Here is a 21,428-nt window from a genome sequence, read left to right on the forward strand (position 1 = left end):
CCACCCGGTGGCGGCCGCCGTCGCGGTCGCGAACCTGAAGCTGCTGCGCGACGAAGGCATCGTCGAGCGCGTGAAGATCGATATCGGCCCGTATTTCCAGCGGCGGCTGCGCGACGCATTGGGCGATCATCCGATCGTCGGGGAGATTGCGGGAGCGGGGCTGGTCGCCGGCGTTCAACTGGCGCGCGACGGACACCGGCGCGAGCGCTTCGGCGCGGACGTCGATGTCGGCACGATCTGCCGCGACTTCTGCTTCAACGGCAACCTGATCATGCGCGCGACCGGCGACCGGATGCTGTTGTCGCCGCCGCTCGTGATTCGCGAGGCGGAGGTCGACGAGATCGTCGACAAGGCGAAGCGCGCGTTCGATGCGACGGCGGAGCGGGTGGGGCAGGGCCGGTAAGCCGGCACCGGCGTGCGGACGCGGCGTCGACTGACGCGGCGCCCGCATCGTGCAGCGCACGCGCGCCGCCAAAACGAAAAGGGCCTGCGTCGTGAGACGCAGGCCCTTGAATTCTTTGGTGGGCGGTACTGGGATCGAACCAGTGACCCCTGCCGTGTGAAGGCAGTGCTCTACCGCTGAGCTAACCGCCCAAAGAAGCTGAAATTATGTCAGAGCTTTTTGGGTTCGTAAAGCCCTTTCTTCAAATATTTTTCAGGCCGGTACAAGAAGTTCGTCAGCTGGCCGTCGACGGCTCGACGAGATCGAGGATCGAGCCGTCGCGCTTGAGCGTCGCGAGCACGATGCTCGAATTGATCGACATCACGCCTGTCGCGCGGTGCAGGCGGTTGATCACGAAGTCGGAATAGTGGTCGAGGTCGCGCGCCCGTACCGTCAGTACGTAGTTCGAGCCGCCCGTCACGATCTGCGCGGCGATGACTTCCGGCCACTGCTGAAGCGCCTCGACGAAACGGTCGTGCCATTCGGGCACGTCCGGCCGCATCGACACATGCACGAGCGCTTCGAATGCGACGCCGACCTTCTTCGGCTCGATCGTGCAGCGGTAACCCGAAATGGCGCCGCGCTCCTCGAGCAGCTTCACGCGCCGCAGGCACGCGGACGGCGACAGCGCGACCGCGTTCGCGAGGTCCTGATTGCTGATACGGCCGTCCCGCTCGAGATGCCGGAGGATCCGCATGTCGGTTCGATCCAGATTCATTTCGCAGAATCCCCTCATTTTCGAGATGACAAGCGCAGACTCTACTGCAAAGACGGCAATTCGTCATCGAAAAGTGAAGCTCATTCTATTTCGTCCTCGATAACATGCGCCCCATGCCTCGACCGCACGACCTGACGCGCTGTCGCGCCGCCGGCCGACTCGCCGCCTTCAACTTCAACCGTCATTGCGCCATGTACGAACACATTCCCGCCTATCCGGGCGACCCGATCCTGTCGCTGTTCCAGGCGTTCCAGCAGGACGTCCATCCGCACAAGGTCAACCTCAGCATCGGTCTCTACTACGACGACGCGGGCCGCATCCCCGTGCCGGAAAGCACGCGTCTCGCGGCCGAGCGCGTGCGCGAAGCCGGTGCGCCGCATACGTATCTGCCGATGGAAGGGCTCGCCGCATATCGGCAGGGCGTACAGCGCCTCGTGTTCGGCGCCGACTGCGCGGCGCTCGCGCAAGGGCGTATCGCGACGCTGCAGACGCTCGGCGGTTCGGGCGCGTTGCGGCTCGGTGCAGATTTCGTGAAGCGCTATTTTCCCGATAGCGCGATCTGGATCAGCGATCCGACGTGGGACAACCATCGCGTGATCTTCGCGGCGGCCGGCCTCGACGTGCACACGTATCCGTACTACGACGAAGCGCGCAACGACCTGCGCGTCGACGCGATGCTCGCGGCGCTCGACGCGCTGCCCGCGCGCAGCATCGTGCTGCTGCAGCCGTGCTGCCACAACCCGACGGGCCTCGACCTCGGCCGCGACGCATGGCGCGCGGTGATCGACGTGCTCGCGCGGCGCGGGCTGATTCCGTTCCTCGACATGGCATACCAGGGCTTCGGCGACGGACTCGACGACGACGCATGGGCCGTGCGCGCAATCGTCGAAGCGGGACTGCCGGCGATCGTCAGCAACTCGTTTTCGAAGAACTTCTCGCTGTACGGCGAGCGCGTCGGCGGCCTGTCGATCGTCTGCGCGAGCGCGGCCGAAGCGGCGACGGTGCTGAGCCAGTTGCAGGCCGGCGTGCGCCGCACCTATTCGAGCCCGCCGCTGTTCGGTGCACAGCTCGTGTCGGCCGTGCTGCACGACGACGTCCTGCGTGCGCGCTGGGAAGACGAAGTGGCCCAGGTGCGCACGCGCATCAAGCGCATGCGCGGCGCGCTGAAGGTGCGGCTCGACGCGCGCCTGCCGGCACCCGCGTTCGATGCGCTCGTCACGCAGCGCGGCATGTTCAGCTACACGGGCATCGCCGCGACCGACGTGGACCGGCTGCGCGCGTCGCACGGCGTCTACCTGCTGCGCTCGGGCCGCATGTGCATCGCGGGCCTGAACGACGCGAACGTCGAGCACGTCGCGAACGCGATCGCCGACGTGCTCGGCGGCGCGTCGCGCCAGGCCGCCTGAGCGGCCGGTCCCGAACCGAAGGAGCACACGATGGCAGACACGATTCCGGTCGACTTGCCCCCGCTCGCGCAGCCGTTCTCGTGGGCGACCCGCGCGGGTGGGCTGATGTTTACCGGCCATGGGCCGGTCGATGCGTCCGGCGCGATCGCCGGCGACACGATGGCCGAGCAGGCGCGCATCACGCTCGGCAATCTCGCGAAGGCCGTCGCGGCGGCCGGCGCGACGATGGACGACGTCGCGCAGGTGCTCGTCTACCTGTCCGACGTGAGGGCGATGCCCGAATTCGACGCCGAATACCGGCGCCACTTCCACGAACCGTACCCGAACCGCACGTGCGTGGGCGTGCAGGGCTTCGCGCACCCGGACATGCGCGTCGAGCTGGTCGCGTACGTCGCGCTGCCGACGGCGCGCGGCTAGCCGGCACGCGACGTCGCGACGACTGCGGCACCTGCGATTGCCGACCGGTACCCACACCCCCCGACGAACACCGACAATTCAGACAAGGATGGAGACGAAGATGACACGTATCACTCGATTCGCAGTGCCGACGATGGCCGGCCTGCTCGCCGCGAGCGGCGCGATGGCGCAGAGCGGCGTGACGCTGTACGGCATCGTCGACCAGAGCATTCGCTACACGACGCACGCGAACGCATCGAACGACGCCGGCGTGCAGATGATCAACGGCGCGATCACCAACAGCCGCTGGGGCCTGCAGGGCAGCGAAGCGCTCGGCGGCGGGCTGAAGGCGGTCTTCCGGCTCGAGAGCGGCTTCGAGCCGCAGAGCGGGCAGCTCGACGGCGCGCTGTTCGGCCGCTACGCGTATGTCGGCCTGGCGAGCGACTGGGGCACCGTGAAGCTCGGCCGGCAGGCGACCGAGGCGTTCAACCTGTTCGGCGATCTCGACCCGCTGACGGTCGGCAACTACGCGGCCAACATGTGGCCGTACTTTCTCACGCAGGGCCGCGCGAGCAACGTGGTCAGCTACGACGGCACGTTCGGCGGGCTGAACGTCGGCGCGAGCTATGGTTTCGGCGGCGTCGCGGGCAGCCTCGGCGCGAACGCGTACTGGGGCACGCACGTGTCGTACACGCTCGGCGGGCTGATGGTCGGCGCGACCTACCAGCAGGTGCGCGACCTGACGAGCCGTGCTCAGCAGGCATGGGGCGCGGGCGCACGCTACGCGTTCGGCGCGGCGACGCTGTACGCGGGCTATCTCGGCGGCATCGACCGCACGGGCATGCTCGACCGGCAACTGCTGAACGCGCCGGGCCGCGACGTGGCCTACGGTTCGTTCGCCGACCATCCGCGGCGCGACGCGATCTTCTATGCCGGTGCGGGTGTGAAGGTCACGCCGGCGGTATCGGTGACGGGCGTCGCGTATTACGACGACATCCGCAACGTCAACGGCATCGCAGGTAACGGCGGGAAGCGCTATACGGGCGTGCTCGAGGCCGAGTACGCGCTGTCGAAGGCGACGCAGGTCTACGCGACGGTCGACTACAACCGGGTGAGCGGCGGCGCGTTCACCGAAATGCCCGGACGCGGCAACCAGACAGGTATCGCGGCCGGCTTGCGTCACCTGTTCTGAGCACGCGGCGCACGGTGGCCGGCGCGGTCCGGCACCGGTCCGTGCGCCGTCGACATTTCGACCGGACACACGTTTTCGAACGAGGTCATTCGATGCAACCAGAAGGGCAATTCCAGCACATCGCGGCGCGCGAGCAGGGCCTGCGCCGCACGCTCTCCGCACGGCAGATGGCGATGATCGCGATCGGCGGTGCGATCGGCACGGGTCTGTTTCTCGGCAGCGGGTTCGCGATCGGCTTTGCCGGCCCGAGCGTGCTCGTCAGCTACGCGATCGGCGCGTTCATCTCGCTGTTGCTGATGGGCTGTCTCGCGGAGATGACGGTCGCGCACCCGACCTCCGGGTCGTTCGGCGCATACGCCGAACATTACGTGAGCCCGTGGGCCGGGTTCCTCGTGCGCTATGCGTACTGGGCGTGCATCGTGCTCGCGGTCGGCACCGAAGTCACCGCGATCGCGCTGTACATGAAGTACTGGTTCCCGGGCGTGCCGGGCTGGCTGTGGATCGTCGCTTTCTCCGCGCTGCTCGTGTTCGTCAACGCGCGCAGCGTCGACGTGTTCGGCGCGGTCGAATACGGCTTCTCGGTCGTGAAGATCGCGGCGATCGTCGGCTTCATCGTGCTGGGCGCGTACGTCGTATTCGGCAATCCGGCACTGGTCGGCGACGGCGCGGCTGGCGCGGGCTTCCACCATTACACCGGGCATGGCGGTTTCTTTCCGAAGGGGATGTGGGGCATGTGGGTCGCGGTGATCGTGTCGATCTTCAGCTACCTGAGCATCGAGATGATCGCGGTCGCCGCGGGCGAAGCCGAGGATCCCGAGCGTGCGGTGACGCGCGCGTTCCGCTCGACGATCGTGCGGCTCGTGCTGTTCTATCTCGTCACGCTTGCGCTGATGCTCGCGATCGTGCCGTGGACGGCGGCGGGGCGCGACGAGAGCCCGTTCGTGAAGGTGATGGAGGCGATCCACCTGCCGGGCGCGGCCGGGCTGATCAACTTCGTCGTGCTGATCGCCGCGCTGTCCGCGATGAACAGCCAGCTCTACATCACGACGCGGATGATGTTCAGCCTGTCGCGCGCGGGGTACGCGCCGAAGGCGCTCGGCGAGGTGAACATGCGCGGCGTGCCGTTCGGCGCGCTGCTGCTGTCGACGCTCGGCATCGCGCTCGCGACGGTCCTGAGCGTGCTGTACCCGGACGCGTCGTTCACGATCATGATGGCGGTGTCGATGTTTGGCGCACTGTTCACCTGGATGATGATCTTCGTCACGCATTACTGCTTCCGGCGGCGTCGCACGGCGCTCGGCCTGCCGGCGCCCGCGTTCCGGATGCGCGGCTTTCCGCTGCTGACGCTACTCGGCGCGGCGCTGATGCTCGCGGTGATGGTGACGACGTACTTCACCGCCGAATTCCACATGACGCTGATCTTCGGCATTCCGTTCCTGATCGCGCTGTCCGTCGTGTACGCGGTGTGGTACCGGCGCGCACCGCCGGTGCTGCAGCCCGAAGCGAAGTAGCGGAGAAGTACCGGCGCGAAGTCGGGCGCGCCGGCTCAGCCCGCGAGCGCGGGCAGCGCGTCGATCGACGCGCGCACGTAGTCGGCGAAGCGCAGCGCGACCGGTTCGGCGGTGCCGCTGCGCTTCAGCTCCAGCGTGCGCGATTCGAGCGACGCATCCTTCAGCGGCCGGAACGCGAGCCGGTCGCTCTTGACCTGCTGCAGCACGCGCGGCACGAGCGCGATGCCCATCCCGAACTCGATCATCGACAGGATCGTCTGCCACAGCCGTGCCTCGTGACGGATCAGCGGACTGAATCCCGCGTTCACGCACTGCGCGATGATCAGGTCGTGATAGTGCGGCGCGGCGTCGCGCGGAAACAGGATGAACGGTTCCGTCGCGAGCGCGGCGAGCGCGACCTGCCGGCGCCGCGCAAGCGGATGCGCGGCCGGCAGGCAGCACACGAACGGCTCCGCATAGACGGGCGCCGATTCGACCTCGGGCGGGCAGTGGCCCCAGTGCGCGTAGCCGAGATCGATCTGCCCGCGCTGGATCGCCTGCACCTGCGCGTGCGTGTTCATCTCGCTCAGCACGATCTCGACGCCCGGATAGTCGGCCTCGAAGCGCCGCACCGCGTCGGGCAGCCCGCGATACAGCATCGAATGGACGAAGCCGATCCGCAGCCGGCCGGCGAGCCCCGACGCGGAGCGCACCGTCAGGCGCTCGGCCTCGGCCGCCTGCAGCAGCAGCCGGCGCGCCTCGCCGAGCAGCACCGCGCCCGCGTTGGTCAGCGCGACCGTCTTGTTGGTGCGGGAAAAAAGCTGCACGCCGAGCGCGTCCTCGAACTTGCGGATGTCGAAACTCAGCGCCGGCTGCGAGATGTACAGGCGCTTCGCCGCGCGCCCGAAGTGCAGCTCCTCGGCGACGGCCACGAAGTAGCGCAACTGCCTCAGTTCCACGGTGTCTCCTCCAGGCGTCGGCATCGATAAGCGATATCTATCGTACCGGATAAATCCTGTATTGGACGCTTATCGACCGCGCGCCTACGCTCTGCGGGAGGCTTGACGCACGACGGGCCGGGCGCCGCGGCACCGTGGCCCGGCCGATGCGCTGGCAACCCAGGAGACGCACGCATGAACGACACCGCTCGCACGCCGGACACCGGCGCATCCCATATCCCCGACAGCCGGGGCATCAATTTCTTCACCGTCGACCCCGATCTCGGCGCGTTGCTGAAGCTGCATCTCGGCAACGCGCACTATGCGGAACTCGAGCCGCGGCTGCGCGCGCTCGGCGAGCGCGTATCGGGCGAACTCGACGAATGGGCGGCGCGCGCGGACAAGCATCCGCCCGTGCTCGAGCACCGCAACCGGCGCGGCGAGGCCGTGCAGCGGATCGACAAGGATCCGGCGTACGTCGCGCTCGAACGGGTCGCGTATGCGGAGCTCGGGCTCGCGTCGCTGAGCCACGGGGCCGAAACCGTGCCGCCGCTCGTCAAGTACGCGCTGACGTTCCTGTTCGTGCAGGCGGAATTCGGGCTGTGCTGCCCGGTCAGCATGACCGATTCGCTGACGCGCACGCTGCGCCGCTTCGGCGATCCCGCACTCGTCGCGCGCTACCTGCCGAGGCTCGCGTCGCGCGACTTCGACACGCTGTACCAGGGCGCGATGTTCATGACCGAGCAGGCGGCCGGCTCCGACGTCGGCCGTATCGCGACGCGCGCGACCCGCGAAACCGACGCGCAGGGCGATACCGTCTGGCGCCTGACCGGCGACAAGTGGTTCTGCTCGAATGCCGACGCCGATCTCGCGATGGTGCTTGCGCGGCCCGACGGCGCACCGGACGGCATCAAGGGCCTTGCGCTGTTCCTGCTGCCGAAGACGCTGCCGGACGGCACGCGCAACCGCTACCGGATCGTGCGCCTGAAGGACAAGCTCGGCAGCCGTTCGATGGCGAGCGGCGAGATCGCGCTCGAAGGTGCGCAGGCGTACCTGATCGGCGAGATCGGCCGCGGCTTTCACCAGATGGCCGACATGATCAACATGTCGCGGCTGTCGAACGGCGTGCGCGCGGCCGGGTTGATGCGGCGCGCGCTGAACGAAGCGTTGCACGTCGCCGCGCATCGCGACGCGTTCGGCCGCAAGCTGATCGAGATGCCGCTGATGCGGCGCCAGCTGATGAAGGTGCTGCTGCCGGCCGAGGCCGCGCGCACGATGTTCATGCAGATCGCGCTGTTGCTGCCGCAGGCCGATGCGGGCGACGAACAGGCTGCGCGCTGCGTGCGGATCCTGACGCCGCTGATCAAGTTCCGCGCGTGCCGCGATGCGCGCCGCGTGACGGGCGATGCGATGGAAGTGCGCGGCGGCACCGGCTATATCGAGGAGTGGAGCGATGCGCGGCTCGTGCGCGACGCGCACCTCGGTTCGATCTGGGAAGGCACGAGCAACATCGTCGCGCTCGACGTCGCGCGCGCCGCGCAGCGCGAGCATGCGCTCGACGCACTGCGCACGTTCCTCGGCGATCGTCTGGGCGCGGCGCCGCTACCCGACGCGAGCCGCACGGCACTGCGGCGCATTCTCGCGCGGGCGTGCGATGCGCTCGCGCGGGTCGCGGGGGACGGCGACGACGCGCGCGTGCGGCAGGCCGCGTCCGCGCTGTATTACGCGAGCGCGGCCGTGCTGATGGCCTGCGAGGGCGCCCGGCTCGCGCCGGATTTCAGGCGTCTCGCGCTGGCGCACCTGATCGTGCGACACAAGCTGCTGCCGGTCGATCCGCTCGCGCCGGCACCGCGCGACGACCAATCGGCCGCGTCCGACGCGCTGTTGCGCGGCCTGCCGGTCGCGCTCGACACGGCGCTCGACCTGCTGCCGGAGGTCGAGCGATGAGCACGACGCGTGGCGCACTGGACGGCCTGAAGGTCGTCGACCTGAGCCGGGTGCTCGGCGGCCCGTACTGCACGCAGGCGCTCGCCGATCACGGCGCGACGGTGATCAAGATCGAGCCGCCCGCCGGCGACGAGACGCGCGGCTGGGGGCCGCCGTTCCTCGGCGACACGGCCTGGTATTTCATGGGCGTGAACCGCAACAAGGAAGGGCTCGCGCTCGACCTGTCGCACGACGAAGGGCGGGCGATCCTGTGGCGCCTGCTCGAAGAGGCCGACGTGCTCGTCGAGAATTTCAAGCCGGGCACGCTCGCGCGCTGGGGCATGGACTACGCACGCGACCTGCAACCGCGCTTCCCGCGCCTGATCCACTGCGCGGTGACGGGCTTCGGCGACGACGGCCCGCTCGGCGGCCTGCCGGGCTACGACGCGGTGATCCAGGCGATGGCCGGGCTGATGAGCGTGAACGGCGAACGCGACGGCGGCGCGACGCGCATCGGTTTGCCGATCGTCGACATGGTCACGGGGCTCAACGCGCTCGCCGGCATCCTGCTGGCGCTCGCGGAGCGCGAGAAGAGCGGGCGCGGGCAGTCGATCGACGTGGCGCTGTACGACTGCGGCGTGTCGCTGCTGCATCCGCACCTGCCGAACTTCTTCGGTTCGGGCCGCGTGCCGGAGCGCAGCGGCAATGCGCATCCGAACATCGCGCCGTACGACAGCTACCGCACGGCCACCGTGCCGATCTTCCTCGCCGTCGGCAACGACCGGCAGTTCGCGCGGCTCGTCGCGCATCTCGGTGCGCCGGCGCTCGCCGGCGATCCGCGCTTCGTCGACAACCGCAGCCGCTGCGCGCACCGGCCGCAGTTGAAGGTCGAGCTGGAAGTGCGGCTTGCCGCGCACGCGTGCGAGCCGCTCGCGCGCGAGCTGATGGCGGCCGGCGTGCCGTGCGGGCCGGTGCGCACGGTGGCCGACGTCGCGCACGATCCGCATGCGCTGCACCGCAACCTGTTCGTCGAGATCGGTGCGTATCGCGGCACCGCGTCGCCGGTGAAGCTGTCGCGCACACCGGCCACCTACCGGTCGGCGCCGCCCGCGCTCGGTCGCGACACACGTGCGGTGCTCGATCGGCTCGGCGTCGATCGCGCGCTTCAGCAGCAACTGCTCGATGCCGGCGTGCTGCGTGTCGCGCCCGACGGGACGTGACGGACCGACGGGCGCGCCCGCAGACGAACGTCGTCCCGACCCGACCGATCGCAACGTCGACATCGAGCAACGCAACGTAGAGCATTCCGACCAGCCGGCGAAGGCCGGCCATCCGACAAGGCGCGCGACAGTCGCACCCCGGATCACCAACATGGAGACAACGATGAGCCGTCCGCCATCCCCGCCCGCCGCGCAGCCGCGGCCAGGCCGCGCCGCCCTCGCGGCGTTCGTCGGCACCACGATCGAGTGGTACGACTTCTACATCTACGGCACCGCCGCGGCGCTCGTGTTCGGCAAGGTGTTCTTTTCGAGCACGATGGATCCCGGCGTCGCGACGCTGCTCGCGTTCGTCACGTTCTGGGCCGGCTTCGCCGCGCGGCCGCTCGGCGGGATCGTGTTCGGCCATCTCGGCGATCGCGTCGGCCGCAAGACCGCGCTGGTGATCACGCTGGTGATGATGGGGCTCGCGACGACCGGCATCGGCCTGCTGCCCGGCTATGCGTCGATCGGCGTATGGGCGCCGGCGGGCCTCGTCGTGCTGCGCGTGCTGCAGGGCATCGCGGTCGGCGGCGAGTGGGGCGGCGCGGTGCTGATCGCGAGCGAGAATGCGCCGAAGCATCGCAGCATCCTGTATGCGGCGTTCGCACAGCAGGGCTCGCCCACCGGCAACCTGCTGGCCACGGCCGCGTTCTTCGCGCTGAGCGCGCTGCCGACGCCGTCGTTCCTGATGTGGGGCTGGCGCATTCCGTTCCTGCTGTCGGCCGTGCTCGTGATCATCGGCATGGTGATCCGGCTGAGGCTCGAGGAGTCGGTCGACATGCAGCGCGTGCTCGCGCGCAAGCGCACGGTGAAGCTGCCGCTGCGCGACGTCGTGCGCGACCACTGGGTCGTCGTGCTGCTCGCGGCCGGCACGCTGCCGGTGATCAACGTCACGTATTTCCGCAGCACGTTCGCGCTGTCGTGGGCGACGAAGACGCTCGGTTACGCGCAGGGCACGTTTCTCGGCATCCTGTCGATCTCGCTCGTCGTGCAATTTCTGATGCAGCCGGTCGGCGCGTGGTTCGTGTCGAAGGTCGACATGCGGCGCGCGATGTGCTGGATCCTGATTCCGGAAATCGTGCTGATGCCGATGATGTTCCATGCGCTCGCGACGCGTTCGTACTGGGTCGCCGTCGCGGGCATGTGCATTTCGACGATTCCGTCGGCGATGTTCTACGGCGCGGTCGGCGGCGTGCTCGCGCGCGTGTTCCCGGCCAACATCCGCTATACGGGCCTGTCGCTCGCGTATCAGTTGAGCGCGCTGGTCGTCGGCGGCGGCACGCCGGTGCTCGCGCAGGCGATCCTGAACGCGACCGGCAGCATCGTCGGCGTCGCGATCGCGTCGGGGCTGTACGCGCTCGTGTCGCTTGCGTGCATGCTCGCGCTGCTCAATCGCACCGGCTACCGCGCGGACGAGCTGTCGACGGCCGAACGCAGCGATGCGGCGGAATGGGGCACGGAAGGCGCGGGCGCGGATCAGCCGGCCGGCGCGGGCGCGCCGCCGGACGATCGCAGCACGTTGAAACCGGCGGGATGACGCGGGCACGCCGGCTCGCCCGGGCGCCGTCGAGCGCGCGTCGGCGGGGTTGCGTCGATTGGGCTGCCCCAAAAGCAAACGGCACCGTGCGATCGCACGGTGCCGTTTGCGCTATTCGCGACGACGCTAGCGCGCCGCCTGCGCGATTCGCGGCGCTCAGCCTTCCGTCGGCGGCACGTAGCCGGACGCCTGGTCCGCGCCCTCGCCGAAGAAGTACTTCTCCGTCTGCTTCATCAGGTACTGGCGCGCGCGCGGGTCGGCCATGTTCAGGCGGTTTTCGTTGATCAGCATCGTTTGCTGCTTGAGCCAGCCTTGCCACGCTTCCTTCGAGACGCTCTCGTAAATGCGCTTGCCGAGTTCGCCCGGCAGCGGCGGGAAATCGAGGCCTTCGGCTTCCTTGCCGAGCTTCGCGCATTGGATCATTCGAGCCATCGTGTACTTCTCCTGTAATCGGTGTCTGGGGGGAAGGGCAGTCGTGCCGGTGCTCAGAGCTGCTTCATCAGCACGAGCGACTTGCGCTGCCAGTTATAGAGTTTGCGACGGTCTTCCGGCAGGTCGTCGACGCTGACCTTGACGAAGCCGCGCTTGAGGAACCAGTGCTCGGTGCGCGTCGTGAGCACGAAGATGTGCGTGAGGCCGCGCGCGCGGGCGCGCTGCTCGATGCGCTTGAGCAGGCGTTCGCCGTCGCCCGAGCCCTGCGCTTCGGGTGCGACCGTCAGGCACGCCATTTCGCCGATCTTTTCCTGCTGGTACGGGTACAGCGCCGCGCAGCCGAACAGCACGCCATCGTGCTCGATCACCGAGAAGTGGTCGATGTCGCGTTCGATCTGGTGGCGGCCGCGCCGCACCAGCGTGCCGTCCGACTCGAGCGGCTCGATCAGCGACAGGATGCCGCCGACGTCGTCCGGAGTCGCCTCGCGCAGGCTTTCGAGGTTCTCGTACGAGATCATCGTGCCGACGCCGTCGTGCAGGAACAGTTCGAGCAGCATGCTGCCGTCGAGCGATTGCGGGATCAGGTGGGCGCGGGTCACGCCGCCGCGGCATGCGCGGATCGAATGCTTGAGGAAGAACGCGTCGTCGCCCTGGATGTTGCCGGAATCGAGCAGTTCGGCGGCCGCGTCGAGCGACATTTCGCGCACCAGCTCGCCTTCGTCGTCGACGATGCCGGGCCCTTCGGTCAGGAAGATGATCTTGTCGGCGCGCAGCGCGATCGCGGCCGCCGACGCGACGTCCTCCATCGACAGGTTGAACGCCTCGCCGGTCGGCGAGAACCCGAGCGGCGACAGCAGCACGAGCTTGCGGCTCGCGAGCGAATGACGGATCGATTCGGCGTCGATCTTGCGCACGATGCCCGTGTGCGCGAAATCGACCCCGTCGAGAATCCCCACCGGCCGCGCGGTCACGAAGTTGCCCGACACGACGCTGATGTGCGCGTGCGCCATCGGCGAGTTCGGCAGACCCTGGCTGATCGCGGCCTCGATGTCGAGACGCACTTCGCCGGCCGCTTCCTTCGCGGATTCGAGCGCGCGCGCATCGGTGATGCGCAGGCCGTGCGAAAACTCGGATTCGACACCGTGCAGGCTCAGCTGCTCCTCGACCTGCGGGCGCGAGCCGTGCACCAGCACGATCTGGATGCCCATCGCCTGCAAGAGCGCGATGTCGGACACGAGCGCATTCAGCAGCCCCTGCTGCACCACCTCGCCGCCGAACCCCACGACGAACGTGCTGTTGCGGAACTTGTGGATATAGGGCGCGACGGAGCGCATCCAGTCGACGAACTGCGCGTGGCTGGCGGCCGAATCGTCGGCGGCCGGCGGCGTCGCGGCGCCGGTCTGGGCGGGAGGGAGGTCGGTTTGGGAATTCATGGCCGGGATTATAATGCGCCCCCATGTCGAATGTTTCTAAAAGTCCCGCGCCGACGCGGGCCAATACGCCGTCGGCGAAGCACCCGGATGGTGCGGCCGATGCGCGCGAGCAGCCGGGTCAGCCGCCGCGCCAGCAGCAGGACAAGCCGGCGGGCACGCCGGCACCCGCGCCGCGCGGGCCGCGCAATGACGAACGGCGCGGCGCCGCGCGCCAGCCGGCCGCGAAGAGCGCGCCGCAGCCAGCGGGCGAGCGGGCCCCGCGTCGCGAGCGTGCGCCGCGCGCCGCCGTCCCGCCGAATCCCGTTCCGCCGATCACGTATCCGGAAAGCCTGCCCGTGTCGGGCAAGCGCGACGAAATCGCGCGTGCGATCGCCGGTCATCAGGTCGTCATCGTCTGCGGCGAAACCGGCTCGGGCAAGACCACGCAGTTGCCGAAGATCTGTCTCGATCTCGGCCGCGGCCTCGGCGCCGGCGGCACGGGCCTGATCGGCCATACGCAGCCGCGGCGCCTCGCCGCATCGTCGACCGGCCGCCGGATCGCCGAGGAACTCGGCACGCCGTTCGGCGAGGTGGTCGGCTACAAGGTGCGCTTCACCGACAATCTCGCGCCGGGCGCGTCCGTCAAGCTGATGACCGACGGCATCCTGCTCGCCGAGACGCAGACCGACCCGTTGCTGAAGGCGTACGACACGCTGATCATCGACGAGGCGCACGAGCGCAGCCTGAACATCGACTTCCTGCTCGGCTATCTGAAGGAAATCCTGCCGAGGCGGCCGGACCTGAAGCTGATCGTCACGTCCGCGACGATCGACGCCGATCGCTTCGCGCGCCATTTCGGCACCGACGCACGCCCGGCGCCCGTGATCGAGGTGAGCGGGCGGCTGTATCCGGTCGAGATGCGCTACCGCCCGGTGGCCGAGGATCGCCCGGCGGTGAAGCACGCCGAGGGCACGGGCGGCCGCGATCGCGTGAAGACCGCGCGCGAAGCCGAGCGCGACCTGATGGACGCGATCGTCGACGCGGTCGACGAGCTGTGCCGCGAAGGCCCCGGCGACGTGCTGGTGTTCCTGCCCGGCGAGCGCGAGATCCGCGAGGCGGCCGAGGCGCTGCGCAAGCACCATCCGCCGCATACCGAGATCCTGCCGCTGTTCGCGCGGCTCTCGGCGGCCGACCAGGACAAGGTGTTCAAGGCGTCGAACGCGCGCCGGATCGTGCTCGCGACCAACGTGGCCGAAACCTCGCTGACGGTGCCGGGCATCCGCTACGTGGTCGACACCGGCCTCGCGCGCGTGAAGCGCTATTCGTACCGGAACAAGGTCGAGCAACTGCAGGTCGAGTCGATCTCGCAGGCGGCCGCGAACCAGCGCGCGGGCCGCTGCGGCCGCGTGGCCGACGGCGTGTGCATCCGTTTGTACGAGGAAAGCGACTACCAGGCGCGTGCGCGCTTCACCGACCCGGAAATCCTGCGCTCGTCGCTCGCGTCGGTGATCCTGCGGATGAAGTCGCTGCACCTGACGGCGATCGAATCGTTCCCGTTCCTCGAACCGCCGCCCGGCCGCGCGATCGCGGACGGTTACCAGTTGCTCAACGAGCTCGGCGCGGTCGACGACGACAACGCGCTGACGCCGCTCGGCCGCGAGCTCGCGCGGCTGCCGCTCGATCCGCGCGTCGGCCGGATGATTCTCGCCGCGCGCGACCAGCAGTCGCTGCGCGAGGTGCTGATCATCGCGAGCGCGCTGTCCGTGCAGGACCCGCGCGATCGCCCGATCGAAGCGCAGGAGCAGGCCGACCAGGCGCACCGCCGCTTCGCCGACGAACGCTCCGAATTCCTGCAGTGGCTGAAGATCTGGGCGTGGTTCGAGGAAGCCGTCGCGCACAAGAAGTCGAATCGCCAGCTCGTCGACGCGTGCCGGCAGAACTTCCTGTCGCACCTGCGGCTGCGCGAATGGCGCGACGTTCATTCGCAGTTGCTGACGGTCGTGCGCGAGCACGGCTGGCGGCTCAACGAAGTCGAGGCCACCTACGAGCAGATCCATCTGGCCCTGTTGACGGGCCTGCTCGGCAACCTCGGCATGAAGGCGGACGACGATCCGCATTACCTCGGCGCGCGCGGCATCAAGTTCTACCTGTGGCCGGGCTCCGCGCTCGCGAAGAAGGCCGGCCGCTGGGTGATGGCGGCCGAACTCGTCGAGACGAGCCGGCTGTACGCGCGCTGCCTCGCGAAGATCGAGCCCGAGTGGGTCGAGAAGATCGGCGCGCACCTGCTGAAGAAATCGCTGTCGGAACCTCACTGGGAGAAGCGTCCCGCGCAGGTCAGCGCGTTCGAGCGCGCGACGCTGTACGGGCTGCCGATCTATCACCGGCGGCGCGTCGCGTTCGGCAAGCAGGACCCGGCGCGCGCCCGCGAGCTGTTCATCCGCGGCGCGCTGGTCGAAGGCGAGTTCGACACGAAACTGCCGTTCTTCGCGCACAACCGCAAGCTGCTCGCCGACATCGAGCAGCTCGAGCACAAGTCGCGCCGGCAGGACGTGCTGGTCGACGACGAGCTGATCTACGCGTACTACGACCACGCGATTCCGGAAGGCATCCACACGGGCGCCGCGTTCGAGCGCTGGTATCGCGACGAGGTGAAGCAGGGCGGCCAGGCGGAGGACAAGCAGCGGCTGCTGTATCTGTCGCGCGACGACCTGATGCGCCACGAGGCGGCGGGCGTGACGACCGACCTGTTCCCGAAGCGCGCGACGATGGCCGGCGTCGAGATGGCGCTCACGTACCACTTCGAGCCCGGCACGCCGCGCGACGGCGTGACGCTCGCGGTGCCGCTGTTCGCGCTGAACCAGGTCGACGCGCGCCGCTGCGAGTGGCTCGTGCCGGGCATGCTGAAGGAAAAGGTGCAGTTGCTGCTGAAGTCGCTGCCGCAGAAGCTGCGCCGGCACTGCGTGCCGCTGCCCGAGTACGCGGCCGGCTTCGTCGAGCGGATGGGCCGCGAGCGCTTCGGTGCGGGCGGGCTCGTCGAGGCGCTGATCGCCGACGTGCGCGGCGAGACGCAGGTCGCGATGAAAACGGCCGACTTCAAGCTCGAGACGCTGCCCGCGCACCTGTTCATGAATTTCAAGGTGATCGACGAGCACGGCCGCCAGCTCGCGATGGGGCGCAATCTCGCGCAGCTTCGCCAGGAGCTGGGCGCGCAGGCGCAGCAGCAGTTCCAGAAGATCGCGGCGGCGTCGACGCTCGCGAGCGGCGGCGACGCCGAGGCCGGTCAGGCGCCCGGCCATGCGCCCGCGTCGAGTGTCGCGGCCGGGGCGCCTGCCCGCGGCGCGAAGGCCGGCAAGGGCGCGGCGCCGCAGACGGCCGCCGCGGCGGAAACCGGCGCGACGGCGCTGTACGAGAACCTGACGACGTGGAATTTCGGCAAGCTGCCCGAGCTGCTGGAAATCCGCCGGCGCGGCCAGACGCTGTACGGCTATCCGGCCCTCGTCGATCGCGGCACCCATTGCGACGTCGAGGTGTTCGATTCGCCGGAGGAGGCCGCGCGCATCCACCGGGCCGGGCTGCGGCGCCTCTTCGCGCTGCAGTTGAAGGAGCCGATCAAGTTCCTGGAAAAGAACCTGCCGGGGCTGCGCGAGATGGCGATGCAGTACATGTCGCTCGGCACGCAGGACGAGTTGCGCGACCAGCTGATCGACACGGCGCTCGATCGCGCATGCCTGCAGGACCCGCTGCCCGACGACGACGCGAGCTTCCACGCGCGCCGCGACGAGGGCCGCAGCCGCCTGAACCTGCTCGCGCAGGAAATCGCGCGGCTCGTCGGGCAGATCCTGGCCGAATACGCGGGCCTCGTGAAGAAGCTCGCGCAGGCGAAGCCGTTCGCGCAGGCCCATGCGGACCTGCAGCAGCAATTGGCCGCGCTGGTCGGCAAGCGCTTCGTGATCGACACGCCTTACGCGCAGCTTGCGCATTTCCCGCGCTACCTGAAGGGCATCGCGCTGCGGATCGACAAGCTGAAGGCCGACCCGGCGCGCGACGCGAAGCAGTCGGCCGAGCTGCTGCCGCTCGCCCAGCAGTACCAGCGTGCGGTGTCGCAGCGCGGCGGCGTCGCCGATGCGCGGCTCGCGGAATTCCGCTGGCTGCTCGAGGAATTGCGGATTTCGCTGTTCGCGCAGGAACTGCGCACGCCGATGCCGGTCTCTGTCAAGCGTCTGCACAAGGTCTGGGAGTCGATGCAGCGCTAGCGCAACATCGGTGTGCCGGCCCGCACCGACCGCCGCCCGGGCCGGCACCGCGGCGCCTGCCGCGGCGGCGCGTGCGGCAGGCCGGGCGTGCGTCGAAGTGGCGCAATACCGGCATGGGTCAACCGGAGGGGCCCGCCGAACGTTCTACAATGACAGCTGTTCCACGACGTGAGTCTTCATGCGCACTTTCCTTTCCTTCGGCCGCACGCTAGCGCTGGCCGCCGCCGTGCTGGCGCCCGCCGCGCACGCGAATAACGTGATCGTCCTCAATTCGGCCGAAGCGACGCTTTCCCTGATCGACCAGCAGACCCGCGAAGTCGTTTCCACGATGCCGACCGGCAAGGAACCGCACCATTTGATGGCGACGCCCGACAACGCGTCGCTGATCGTCGCGAATTCGGTCTCGAACAGCCTGATGTTCCTCGATCCGAAGACGGGCAAGCTGCAGCGCACCGTCGAAGGGATCGACGATCCTTACCAGCTCGGCTTCTCGCCCGACCGCAAATGGTTCGCGGCGGCCGGCCTGCGGCTCGACCGCGTCGACATCTACGGCTACGACGGCCGCGACCTGCGCCTCGTGAAGCGCGTGCCGCTCGCGGTGATGCCGAGCCACCTCGCGTTCACGAAGGACAGCAAGACGCTGCTCGTGTCGCTGCAGGTGTCCGGCGAGATCGCGGCGATCGACCTGCCGACGCAGACGGTCAAATGGAAGATGAAGGTCGGCAAGGTGCCGGCCGGCCTGTGGCTCACGCCGGACGACAAATTCCTGCTGGTCGGGATGACCGGCGCGGATTACGTCGCGGTCGTCGACTGGCGCAACCAGAAGGTCGTCAAGCAGATCTACACGGGCAAGGGCGCGCACAATTTCCGCTCGCTCGCCGACGGCACGCACGTCGCGGTGACGAACCGCGTCGCGAACACGATCAGCATCATCGACGAGAACACGCTCGCCAACGTCGGCGACATCACCGGCCTGCTGCCGGGCCCCGACGACATGGAGCTGTCCGCCGACAAGAAGACGCTGTGGGTGACGTTCCGGTTCGCGAAGAAGGTCGGGATCATCGATCTGGCCTCGCGCAAGCTGGTGCAGACGATTGCCGTCGGCCGCTCGCCGCACGGCATCTACTTCTACGACCGCGCGCCGTGGAAGGCGGCGAACGGCGCGTGACGGGCGGAGGCGAACGATGCTGCACCTGATCGATGCGTTCGTGTCGGACATCCAGACCTGGCTGTACGTCGATGTCGTGCAGCCGCTCCTCTTCAAGTTCAACCTGATGGACTATGACGAGGACACCTACGACGCGCTGTACTGGGTGATCATCGGCGCGCTGCAGATGGTGCTGATGTTCGCGCTGCTGCGCCCGCTCGAGGCGCTGCTGCCGGTCGAGCGCTGGAAGAACCGCCGCGCGGTGCGGGTCGACGTGATCTACACGGCGATCTCGAAGCTCGGCATCTACACGCTGTTCTTCTTCTTCGCGCTGCAGCCGGTGTTCGACGGCTTCCAGGCGTGGCTGCGCCTGCATGGCGTCGCGAACTTCAACCTCGACTATCTGTGGCCGGGCGTGACCTCGCAGCCGATCGTCGCGTTCGCGATCTACCTCGTCGTGCTCGACTTCGCCGGCTACTGGTATCACCGCTGGCAGCACAAGTTCGGCATCTGGTGGGAGCTGCACGCGGTCCATCACAGCCAGCGGCAGATGTCGCTGTGGTGCGACGACCGCAACCACCTGCTCGACGACGTGCTCCAGTCGTGCTTCTTCGCGGCGATCGCGCTCGTGATCGGCGTGACGCCGTCGCAGTTCGTCGTGCTGACCGCGGTCACCAACTTCCTGCAGAGCATCCAGCATACGAATGCGCGGCTGTCGTACGGCCGCATCGGCGAGCGTCTGCTCGTCAGCCCGATCTTCCACCGCCGGCACCATGCGGTCGGTTACGGCCACGAAGGCACCAAGTACGGCTGCAACTTCGGCGTGCTGTTTCCGTGGTGGGACATGATGTTCGGCACCGCGTCGTGGAACCGCACGGTCGAGCCGACCGGCATCCGCGAGCAGGTCGAGGGCGTATCCTATGGCGACGGCTTCTGGTCGCAGCACGGCCTCGCGTTCGTGCGGATCTTCCGGCGCCTGTTCCCCGCGAAGCGCGGCGCGGCGTCGGCCTGATCCCGCCCCGTCCGCTCTCCGTTGAACGACGCTTGCACGCGGCCCGCATGCGCTTTGGCGCATGCGGGCCGTGTGGTTTATCCTTTCCCCGTTTTTCTCCGTCAATCCAGACTCCCCAGGCTCGCATGAACGATTTGCTGCGTTCCTTCGTCCGGGCGCTCGCCAGCGCGCTGCACCCGCGCATGCTGTGGCTCACCCTGATGCCGTTCGTCGTGTCGGCGCTGCTGTGGGGCGCCGTGCTGTGGTTCTCGTGGCAGACATTGCTGGACCTCGCGCGCGGCGCGCTCGACGGCTTCGTGCTGACGGCCGCGCTGTATCGCGCGTTCGATGCGATCGGCATGTCGCAGTTGCATGCGGTCGTCGCGCCGTTCGTGGTCGTGTCGCTCGCCATTCCGCTGATCGTGCTGACCGTGCTGCTGCTGATCGCGACGATCTCGATGCCGGTCGTGATCAAGCACCTGTCGAACCGGCAGTTCGCGGCGCTCGAGCCGAAGCGGGGCGGCACCTTCTTCGGCAGCGTGTTCAATTCGCTCGGCGCGGCGCTCGTCGGCGTCGTGCTGCTCGTCGTCACGATCCCGCTGTGGCTGATTCCGCCGTTCTTCGCGCTGCTGCCGCCGCTGATCTGGGGCTGGCTCACGTATCGCGTGATGACCTACGATGCGCTCGCGCTGCACGCGAGCCGCGACGAGCGCCGCGCGCTCGTGCGCCGGCACCGCTGGCCGCTGATCGGCATCGGCGTCGCGACCGGGCTGCTCGGCACCGTGCCGACCTTCGTGTGGGTGTCGTCGGTCTGGATGATGGTGCTGTTCCCGTTCGTCGCGGCCGCCATGATCTGGGTTTACGCTTTCATCCTCGTCTTCTCGGCGCTGTGGTTCGGGCACTACTGCCTGCGCGCGCTCGAAGACCTGCGCGCGAGTGCGCGCGCCACCGCAATCGACATGGGGCAGGCATGAGCATCGGCATCATCATCATCGGCGACGAAATCCTGTCGGGCCGCCGGCAGGACAAGCATCTGGCGAAGGTCATCGAGCTGCTCGGCGCGCGCGGTCTCGCGCTCGACTGGGCCGAATACGTCGGCGACGATCCGGCGCGCATCACGGCGACGCTCGCGCGCGCGATCGCGTCGGGCGACATCGTGTTCTCGACGGGCGGGATCGGCGCGACGCCGGACGACCACACGCGCCAATGCGCGGCGGCCGCGCTCGGCGTGCCGCTCGAGCTGCATCCGGAAGCGAAGGCGCTGATTACGGAGCGGATCCGCGAGATGCACGCCGATCCGGCCGCGCCGGTCGATTTCGAATCGCCGGAAAACCAGCACCGTTTCAACATGGGCGTGTTCCCGGCCGGGGCGACGATCATCCCGAACGGCTATAACCGGATTCCCGGCTTCTCGGTCGGCCATCTCCATTTCGTGCCGGGCTTTCCGGTGATGGCGTGGCCGATGATCGAATGGGTGCTCGATACGCAGTACGCGCATCTGCATCACGCGACGCCGCATGCCGAGCGCTCGCTGTACGTGTTCGAACTGCCGGAATCGACGCTCACGCCGCTGATGGAGAGGATCGAGCGCGATTTCCCGGGCGTGCGCGTGTTCAGCCTGCCGAGCGTCGGCGATGCGGAGCGCGGCGGCATCTACGCGCGCCGTCACATCGATCTCGGCGTGAAGGGCGAACCGGAAGCGGTCGCGGCCGCGTTCGTGAAGCTGCGCGAAGGCGTACACCTGCTCGGCGGCGACGTCGTCGAGCCCGAGGCGCCGCGCGCCTGAGCGGCCTGCCACTGCCGTACCAAAAGCAACGGGCCGCGCAACGCGGCCCGTCATCGGCATGTCATCGCCCGGCTCGACGATGAGGCTGTCGCAACCGGCGGCC

17 protein-coding genes and 1 tRNA gene are annotated in these 21,428 nt (G+C 68.6%); 13 read left to right on the top strand and 5 right to left on the bottom strand.

Annotation, left to right across the window (positions count from 1 at the left end):
• A partial coding sequence (locus WS96_RS13305) for an aminotransferase class III-fold pyridoxal phosphate-dependent enzyme (protein ID WP_156443629.1) occupies positions 1–403 on the top strand: 403 nt, incomplete at its 5' end.
• 116 nt (positions 404–519) lie between these two features.
• On the opposite strand, the gene WS96_RS13310 is transcribed toward WS96_RS13305, so the two are convergent.
• Positions 520–594, bottom strand: a tRNA-Val gene (locus WS96_RS13310).
• Positions 595–677: 83 nt separating this feature from the next.
• Positions 678–1,160, bottom strand: coding sequence for an Lrp/AsnC family transcriptional regulator (locus WS96_RS13315; RefSeq protein WP_059833088.1), 483 nt, complete (start codon positions 1,158–1,160; stop codon positions 678–680).
• A gap of 191 nt (positions 1,161–1,351) precedes the next feature.
• On the opposite strand from WS96_RS13315, the gene WS96_RS13320 reads away from it, so the two are divergent.
• The 4 genes from WS96_RS13320 to WS96_RS13335 all read left to right on the top strand — a co-directional run bounded on the left by WS96_RS13320 (position 1,352) and on the right by WS96_RS13335 (position 5,665).
• Complete coding sequence (locus WS96_RS13320; protein WP_059833091.1) at positions 1,352–2,566, top strand: amino acid aminotransferase; 1,215 nt, start codon at positions 1,352–1,354, stop codon at positions 2,564–2,566.
• Between the two features lie 30 nt (positions 2,567–2,596).
• The gene (locus WS96_RS13325; protein WP_059833093.1) at positions 2,597–2,983 is read left to right on the top strand and encodes a RidA family protein; all 387 of its coding nucleotides are present in this window, start codon (positions 2,597–2,599) and stop codon (positions 2,981–2,983) included.
• Positions 2,984–3,083: 100 nt separating this feature from the next.
• Positions 3,084–4,154 (top strand): porin, encoded by a 1,071-nt coding sequence (locus tag WS96_RS13330; RefSeq protein ID WP_373557895.1) that lies wholly within the window; start codon positions 3,084–3,086, stop codon positions 4,152–4,154.
• Between the two features lie 92 nt (positions 4,155–4,246).
• Complete coding sequence (locus WS96_RS13335) at positions 4,247–5,665, top strand: amino acid permease (protein WP_059833098.1); 1,419 nt, start codon at positions 4,247–4,249, stop codon at positions 5,663–5,665.
• A gap of 35 nt (positions 5,666–5,700) precedes the next feature.
• Here WS96_RS13335 and WS96_RS13340 read toward each other — a convergent pair whose 3' ends face one another.
• Complete coding sequence (locus WS96_RS13340; protein ID WP_059833101.1) at positions 5,701–6,603, bottom strand: LysR family transcriptional regulator; 903 nt, start codon at positions 6,601–6,603, stop codon at positions 5,701–5,703.
• A 174-nt stretch (positions 6,604–6,777) separates the two neighbouring features.
• On the opposite strand from WS96_RS13340, the gene WS96_RS13345 reads away from it, so the two are divergent.
• The 3 genes from WS96_RS13345 to WS96_RS13355 all read left to right on the top strand — a co-directional run bounded on the left by WS96_RS13345 (position 6,778) and on the right by WS96_RS13355 (position 11,304).
• Entirely contained in the window at positions 6,778–8,529 is a 1,752-nt protein-coding gene (locus tag WS96_RS13345) for an acyl-CoA dehydrogenase family protein (RefSeq protein ID WP_059833104.1), read from the top strand.
• Positions 8,526–9,728 carry a CaiB/BaiF CoA transferase family protein gene (locus tag WS96_RS13350; protein WP_059833107.1) on the top strand — a complete coding sequence of 401 codons (1,203 nt, stop codon included), beginning with the start codon at positions 8,526–8,528 and terminating at the stop codon, positions 9,726–9,728. Before WS96_RS13345 ends, WS96_RS13350 begins: the two co-directional genes overlap by 4 nt.
• 163 nt (positions 9,729–9,891) lie before the next feature.
• Complete coding sequence (locus WS96_RS13355) at positions 9,892–11,304, top strand: MFS transporter (RefSeq protein ID WP_059833208.1); 1,413 nt, start codon at positions 9,892–9,894, stop codon at positions 11,302–11,304.
• Between the two features lie 156 nt (positions 11,305–11,460).
• Here WS96_RS13355 and WS96_RS13360 read toward each other — a convergent pair whose 3' ends face one another.
• Positions 11,461–11,736 (bottom strand): oxidative damage protection protein, encoded by a 276-nt coding sequence (locus WS96_RS13360; RefSeq protein ID WP_009692666.1) that lies wholly within the window; start codon positions 11,734–11,736, stop codon positions 11,461–11,463.
• A gap of 53 nt (positions 11,737–11,789) precedes the next feature.
• Entirely contained in the window at positions 11,790–13,169 is a 1,380-nt protein-coding gene (gene argA / locus WS96_RS13365) for an amino-acid N-acetyltransferase (protein WP_006485509.1), read from the bottom strand.
• A gap of 23 nt (positions 13,170–13,192) precedes the next feature.
• On the opposite strand from argA, the gene hrpA reads away from it, so the two are divergent.
• The 5 genes from hrpA to WS96_RS13390 all read left to right on the top strand — a co-directional run bounded on the left by hrpA (position 13,193) and on the right by WS96_RS13390 (position 21,325).
• Positions 13,193–17,401 carry an ATP-dependent RNA helicase HrpA gene (gene hrpA, locus WS96_RS13370; RefSeq protein WP_059833110.1) on the top strand — a complete coding sequence of 1,403 codons (4,209 nt, stop codon included), beginning with the start codon at positions 13,193–13,195 and terminating at the stop codon, positions 17,399–17,401.
• Positions 17,402–17,579: 178 nt separating this feature from the next.
• A complete protein-coding gene (locus WS96_RS13375; RefSeq protein WP_034207775.1) occupies positions 17,580–18,569 on the top strand; it encodes a YVTN family beta-propeller repeat protein in 990 nt (329 codons plus the stop codon).
• 16 nt (positions 18,570–18,585) lie between these two features.
• Positions 18,586–19,560 carry a sterol desaturase family protein gene (locus WS96_RS13380; protein WP_059833112.1) on the top strand — a complete coding sequence of 325 codons (975 nt, stop codon included), beginning with the start codon at positions 18,586–18,588 and terminating at the stop codon, positions 19,558–19,560.
• Between the two features lie 125 nt (positions 19,561–19,685).
• The gene (locus WS96_RS13385) at positions 19,686–20,513 is read left to right on the top strand and encodes an EI24 domain-containing protein (protein WP_059782943.1); all 828 of its coding nucleotides are present in this window, start codon (positions 19,686–19,688) and stop codon (positions 20,511–20,513) included.
• Entirely contained in the window at positions 20,510–21,325 is an 816-nt protein-coding gene (locus tag WS96_RS13390) for a competence/damage-inducible protein A (RefSeq protein WP_059833115.1), read from the top strand. The genes WS96_RS13385 and WS96_RS13390 overlap by 4 nt, the downstream gene beginning before the upstream one ends.
• The last annotated feature ends 103 nt before the right edge of the window (positions 21,326–21,428 follow it).

This window comes from Burkholderia sp. MSMB1835 (assembly GCF_001526365.1).
GTDB lineage: Bacteria > Pseudomonadota > Gammaproteobacteria > Burkholderiales > Burkholderiaceae > Burkholderia.

Bases quoted from the DNA above. Each gene is read 5' to 3' on its own strand.
- argA (WP_006485509.1), bottom strand. From the start codon at position 13,169: ATGAATTCCCAAACCGACCTCCCTCCCGCCCAGACCGGCGCCGCGACG.
- WS96_RS13345 (WP_059833104.1), top strand. From the start codon at position 6,778: ATGAACGACACCGCTCGCACGCCGGACACCGGCGCATCCCATATCCCC.
- hrpA (WP_059833110.1), top strand. From the start codon at position 13,193: ATGTCGAATGTTTCTAAAAGTCCCGCGCCGACGCGGGCCAATACGCCG.
- WS96_RS13385 (WP_059782943.1), top strand. From the start codon at position 19,686: ATGAACGATTTGCTGCGTTCCTTCGTCCGGGCGCTCGCCAGCGCGCTG.
- WS96_RS13390 (WP_059833115.1), top strand. From the start codon at position 20,510: ATGAGCATCGGCATCATCATCATCGGCGACGAAATCCTGTCGGGCCGC.
- WS96_RS13355 (WP_059833208.1), top strand. From the start codon at position 9,892: ATGAGCCGTCCGCCATCCCCGCCCGCCGCGCAGCCGCGGCCAGGCCGC.
- WS96_RS13375 (WP_034207775.1), top strand. From the start codon at position 17,580: ATGCGCACTTTCCTTTCCTTCGGCCGCACGCTAGCGCTGGCCGCCGCC.
- WS96_RS13320 (WP_059833091.1), top strand. From the start codon at position 1,352: ATGTACGAACACATTCCCGCCTATCCGGGCGACCCGATCCTGTCGCTG.
- WS96_RS13335 (WP_059833098.1), top strand. From the start codon at position 4,247: ATGCAACCAGAAGGGCAATTCCAGCACATCGCGGCGCGCGAGCAGGGC.
- WS96_RS13325 (WP_059833093.1), top strand. From the start codon at position 2,597: ATGGCAGACACGATTCCGGTCGACTTGCCCCCGCTCGCGCAGCCGTTC.
- WS96_RS13330 (WP_373557895.1), top strand. From the start codon at position 3,084: ATGACACGTATCACTCGATTCGCAGTGCCGACGATGGCCGGCCTGCTC.
- WS96_RS13315 (WP_059833088.1), bottom strand. From the start codon at position 1,160: ATGAATCTGGATCGAACCGACATGCGGATCCTCCGGCATCTCGAGCGG.
- WS96_RS13380 (WP_059833112.1), top strand. From the start codon at position 18,586: ATGCTGCACCTGATCGATGCGTTCGTGTCGGACATCCAGACCTGGCTG.
- WS96_RS13360 (WP_009692666.1), bottom strand. From the start codon at position 11,736: ATGGCTCGAATGATCCAATGCGCGAAGCTCGGCAAGGAAGCCGAAGGC.
- WS96_RS13350 (WP_059833107.1), top strand. From the start codon at position 8,526: ATGAGCACGACGCGTGGCGCACTGGACGGCCTGAAGGTCGTCGACCTG.